The sequence below is a fragment of the Melaminivora alkalimesophila genome (assembly GCF_000282995.1).
Classification (GTDB): Bacteria; Pseudomonadota; Gammaproteobacteria; order Burkholderiales; family Burkholderiaceae_C; genus Melaminivora; species Melaminivora alkalimesophila.
In genome coordinates this window covers 1-5,012 of record NZ_ALEE01000492.1, presented here as the reverse complement: position 1 = coordinate 5,012, position 5,012 = coordinate 1, and the positions used below count along the sequence as shown (strand labels likewise).

At 69.2% G+C, this 5,012-nt stretch carries 4 protein-coding genes; all 4 read right to left on the bottom strand.

Annotated elements, in window-relative coordinates; genetic code table 11:
• Nucleotides 1-18 precede the first annotated feature (18 nt).
• A complete protein-coding gene (locus A612_RS09660) occupies nucleotides 19-624 on the bottom strand; it encodes a M23 family metallopeptidase (protein ID WP_019374293.1) in 606 nt (201 codons plus the stop codon).
• A 17-nt stretch (nucleotides 625-641) separates the two neighbouring features.
• Nucleotides 642-1,643 carry a L,D-transpeptidase family protein gene (locus A612_RS09655; RefSeq protein ID WP_019374292.1) on the bottom strand — a complete coding sequence of 334 codons (1,002 nt, stop codon included), beginning with the start codon at nucleotides 1,641-1,643 and terminating at the stop codon, nucleotides 642-644.
• 185 nt (nucleotides 1,644-1,828) lie between these two features.
• Nucleotides 1,829-2,830 carry a type I glyceraldehyde-3-phosphate dehydrogenase gene (gene gap, locus A612_RS09650; RefSeq protein WP_019374291.1) on the bottom strand — a complete coding sequence of 334 codons (1,002 nt, stop codon included), beginning with the start codon at nucleotides 2,828-2,830 and terminating at the stop codon, nucleotides 1,829-1,831.
• A 48-nt stretch (nucleotides 2,831-2,878) separates the two neighbouring features.
• Nucleotides 2,879-4,936, bottom strand: coding sequence for a transketolase (gene tkt, locus A612_RS09645; RefSeq protein ID WP_040436521.1), 2,058 nt, complete (start codon nucleotides 4,934-4,936; stop codon nucleotides 2,879-2,881).
• Between the last annotated feature and the right edge of the window lie 76 nt (nucleotides 4,937-5,012).

The window sequence follows — 5,012 nt, the reverse complement described above, 5'->3', positions numbered from 1 at the left end:
CAGGCAGCCGCCTGCGCCTCAGGGCCCGCGCAGCACCGGGTAGGGGTTGAGCGCCTCGCCCTTCCACCAGGCGCGGTCGGCGGGCAACCGGGCGATGGCGAAATGCAGGTGCGGCGCGTCTGCGCAGGCGTTGCCGGTGCTGCCCACGTAGCCGATCACCTCGCCGCGGCGCACCTGCTGGCCCTCGCGCAAGCCGTCGGCGTAGCGCTGCAGGTGCGCGTAGTAGTAGCTGTAGCGTCCGCTGGGGTCGAACTGGTAGATGGTGAGGCCGCCGGGCTTGCTCAGGAACAGCTTGGCGATGCGCCCGTCCTCCACCGCTAGCACGGGCGTGCCGGCGCGCGCCATGATGTCGATGGCGTCGTGGCGCCGCCCCTGGCTGCGGGCGTGGCCGAAGGTGTCGACCAGGTCTTCGCGGGCCACGCCCTGCACCGGCAGCGTGAGCGCGCGTGCCGCCAGCAGCGCGGTATCGTGCGGCAGGGGGTCCTGCGGCGCGGCGCCGCCTGCCAGTACGGCGACCGGAGCGAGCACGGCGGCGAGCAGCGCGGCGCGGCGCGAGTGCCGGACGCCGCGCCCCCAGAGGGCGCCCGCAGCGCCCGGCCAGCAGGGGGCGGGGGCCTTTCCCATGCCGCGGCGGGGGCGACTCAGGCCTTGACCTCGACCTTGGCCCCCACCTTGATGACCTTGGCCAGGCGCTCGGCGTCCCAGTTTGTGAGGTGGATGCAGCCGTTGCTCTCCGAATGGCCGACCTTGGCCGGCTCAGGCGTGCCGTGGATGCCCCAGTGCGGCTTGGACAGGCCCAGCCAGATGGTGCCCACCGGGTTGTTCGGCCCGGGAGCGATCTCGGCCTTCTCGGCATCCTGGGGCGCCGACTTGAGCAGCTTGGGGTCGAAGGTGAAGCTGGGGTTGTCCACCGCGTTCTTGATCGCCATGGAGCCCAGCGGCAGCGGGTCGTTGTCCTCGTTGCCGATGCTGATGGGAAAGCCCGCGGCGGGCTGGCCGTCCTGGTCCAGCACGAACAGCACGCGCTCGCTCTTGTCGATCTCGATGTTCTGCGACAGGCGCGCCGGGGCTTTCGATGCCTGCACGTTGGGGACGGCGATCTCGCTGCCGGCGGCGATCTCCACGCCCGGGTTCAGGCGCTTGAGAAAGGCCGGGTTGGCGTGAAAGCGCTCGCCCAGCATCTCCTCGGGCGACTGGTACGGCAGCGCCTTCATCTTGGCGCGCTCGGCCATGTCGGCAGGCGTTTTCTCGAAGGGGCCGGCGGCGTCCTTGTCGGTGATGGTGTAGCGCACCAGCAGGGGCCCGCTGCTGGCCTGGCGCAATGCGGCCCAGGTCGCCTCGTCGATGCGGCCGCTCGCCTGCAGGCCGGCGCTGCGCTGGAAGGCACGCACCATGCGCTGCATGCTCTGCCCGAACGCGCCGTCGATCTCGCCGGGCGAGAACCAGGCGCGGTCCAGCAGGATCTGCGCGCGCGCCACGGCCGCCGAGCGCGCGCCCTGCGCCAGCAGCGGCGTCCCGTGATCGGCGTTGAAGGCTTCGAAATCGAGGGCGTCCTCGCCCCGGGCGGCGGCCCATGACCAGGGCGCGGGCGACAGCCCCAGGGCGACGGCGGAAGCGAGCAGGAAGCGGCGGGAGAGCGGCATGGCGGGCGTTGCGGTGCACGGTGGAACAGACAGGCCCCGCAGTGTGGCCGGGCGGTCGTCCGCCTCCTGTAGGAATCGTCTGCGCCAGCGCGTCCGGCCGCCGCCGGCGCACCCCACCCCGCCCTGCAGCGCAACGAAAAACGCGCCCCTTCAGGGCGCGTCGGTCGTGTGGGGGGCGAAGGCGCTTACTTGGCCGCCATCACGCGCACCATCTCCAGGCACTTGTTGGAGTAGCCCCACTCGTTGTCGTACCAGGCGACGACCTTGATGAAGGTCTTGTCCAGGGCGATGCCGGCGTCGGCGTCGAAGATCGAGGTGCGGGCGTCGCCGATGAAGTCGGTGGCGACCACCTTGTCCTCGGTGTAGCCCAGGATGCCCTTCAGGGCGCCTTCGGACTGTGCCTTCATCTCGGCCTTGATCTCGTCGTAGCTGGCATCGTTTTCCAGCTCCACCGTCAGGTCGACCACCGACACGTCGGAGGTCGGCACGCGAAAGCTCATGCCGGTGAGCTTGCCCTTGAGCGCGGGCAGCACCACGCCCACGGCCTTGGCTGCGCCGGTGCTGCTGGGGATGATGTTCTCCAGGATGCCGCGGCCGCCGCGCCAGTCCTTATTTGAAGGGCCGTCCACCGTCTTTTGCGTCGCGGTGGCGGCGTGCACGGTGGTCATCAGGCCGCGCTTGATGCCCCACTTGTCGTGCAGCACCTTGGCTACGGGCGCCAGGCAGTTGGTGGTGCACGACGCATTGGAGATGATCGCCTGGCCAGCGTATTCCTTGTCGTTCACGCCGAAGACGAACATCGGCGTGTCGTCCTTGGACGGCGCCGACAGCAGCACCTTCTTGGCGCCGGCATCCAGGTGCTTTTGCGCGCTCGCCTTGTCCAGGAACAGGCCGGTGGACTCGATCACGATGTCGGCGCCGACCTCGCCCCACTTGAGATTCGCCGGGTCGCGCTCCTGCGTCAGGCGGATCTTCTTGCCGTTGACGATGAGCGTGTTGCCCTCGACCGCGACCTCGCCCTGGAAGCGGCCGTGCACGCTGTCATACTTGAGCATGTAGGCCAGATAGTCCGGCTCCAGCAGGTCGTTGATGGCAACGACTTCGATGTCTTCGAAGTTCTGCACGGCAGAGCGCAGCACGTTGCGGCCGATGCGGCCGAAGCCGTTGATACCGATCTTGATCGTCATGGCAATGAAGCTCCTGGAGTTGCGAGAGTCGGGAAAGAAAAAAGGGGTTCAGCGGCGGCGGCGCAACGCGGCCCGCACCGTGGCGGCGACGTTCTCGGGCGTGAAGCCGAAGTGCTCGAACAGCACCGGCGCGGGCGCCGATTCGCCGAAGGTGTCGATGCCGACCACGGCGGCGCAGCCGTACTTCCACCAGAAGTCGGTCACGCCGGCTTCCACGGCGATGCGCGGCAGCCCCTCGGGCAGCACCAGGCGCTTGTACCTCACATCCTCGCGGTCGAAGGTGGTGGTGCTGGGCATGGAGACCACGCGCACGGCGACCTTGCTCTCGGCCAGGAGCTTTTGCGCGGCCACCGCCAGCTGCACCTCCGAGCCGGTGGCGATGATCACCGCCTGGGCCTTTTTCTTCAGACCCACGTCCTGCGGCTCGGACAGGATGTAGGCGCCGCGCGAGATGTCGCCCAGGTCGCGCTTGGGCAGGTACGCCAGGTTCTGGCGCGACAGCAGCAGCGCCGTGGGCCGGTTGCGGTTGGACAGCGCCACGCTCCAGGCCACCGCCGTTTCCACCGTGTCGGCCGGACGCCAGACGTCCAGGCCGGGGATCAGGCGCAGGCTGGCGGCGTGCTCGATCGATTGGTGCGTAGGGCCGTCTTCGCCCAAGCCGATGGAGTCGTGCGTGAAGACGTGGATCACGCGCTGCTTCATCAGCGCCGCCATGCGGATCGCGTTGCGGCTGTAGTCAGAGAACGTGAGGAAGGTGCCGCCGTAGGGAATGAAGCCGCCGTGCAGGGCGATGCCGTTCATGATCGCCGCCATGCCGAATTCGCGCACGCCGTAGTTGATGTGGCGCCCGCCCACATGCACGGTCCGCTCGCCCACGGCCACCTCCACCTGCACGACCTCGCCCGCCTCGTCGAAGCGCAGCGCCGGCGTGCTCTTGGTGTTGGTCAGGTTCGAGCCCGTGAGGTCGGCGCTGCCGCCCAGCAGCTCGGGCAGCTGCGCGGTGAACACTTCCAGCGCCATCTGGCTGGCCTTGCGGCTGGCGACGGTCTGCGCGGCGGTGTGGGAGTGGACCACCAGGTCCACCGCCACCTGCGCAAAGTGCTTGGGCAGGTCGCCCGCCATGCGGCGGGTGAACTCCGAGGCAAGCTCCGGATGGGCGGCGGCGTAGGCGTCGAAGCGCTGCTGCCAGTCGGCTTCCCGCTCGCTGCCCTGGGCCCTGGCGTCCCAGTCGGCGTAGACCTCGGCGGGGATTTCGAACGGCGCGTGGCTCCAGCCGATGGCGTTCCTCGTCAGCGTGATCTCGTCGGCCCCGAGCGGCTCGCCGTGCGCCTTGGCGGTGTTCGCGCGGTTCGGGGAGCCCCGTCCGATGGCCGTCTTGCAGACGATGAAGCTGGGCTTGTCGGTGCTGCCCTTGGCCAGCGCGATGGCGTCGGCCACGGCCTCCACGTCGTGGCCATCGACCGGGCCGATCACGTTCCAGCCACAGGCGCGCAGCCGCGCGGGCGTGTCGTCGATGAACCAGGGGGCGACCTGGCCGTCGATGCTGATGCCGTTGTCGTCGTACAGGGCGATGAGCTTGTTCAGCTTCCAGGCACCGGCCAGCGACAGCGCCTCCTGGCTGATGCCCTCCATCAGGCAGCCATCGCCCAGGAACACGTAAGTGTGGTGGTCCACCACCGCGTGGCCCTCGCGGTTGAATTCCTTGGCCAGCAGCTTCTCGGCGAGCGCGAAGCCCACGGCGTTGGTGATGCCCTGGCCGAGCGGGCCGGTGGTGGTCTCCACGCCCGGGGTGATGCCGTGCTCGGGGTGGCCGGCGGTCTTGCTGTGCAGCTGGCGGAAATTCTTGAGTTCCTGCAGCGGCAGGTCGTAGCCCGTCAGGTGCAAGAGCGCATACAGCAGCATCGAGGCGTGGCCGTTGGACAGCACGAAACGGTCGCGGTCGGCCCACTGCGGGTTGGCCGGGTTGTGCTTGAGGTGCCGGCCCCACAGCGCGACGGCCATGTCGGCCATGCCCATGGGGGCGCCAGGGTGGCCGGAGTTGGCTTGTTGAACGGCATCCATTGCGAGTGCGCGGATCGCATTCGCCATTTGTTGTGAGTTGGCCATGTGGGCAGGCCCCAGGCGGGCGCAGTGTTGGTGCAAACCCGTGATTTTACGGGGCATGCACCGGCAGGCGCCCCCG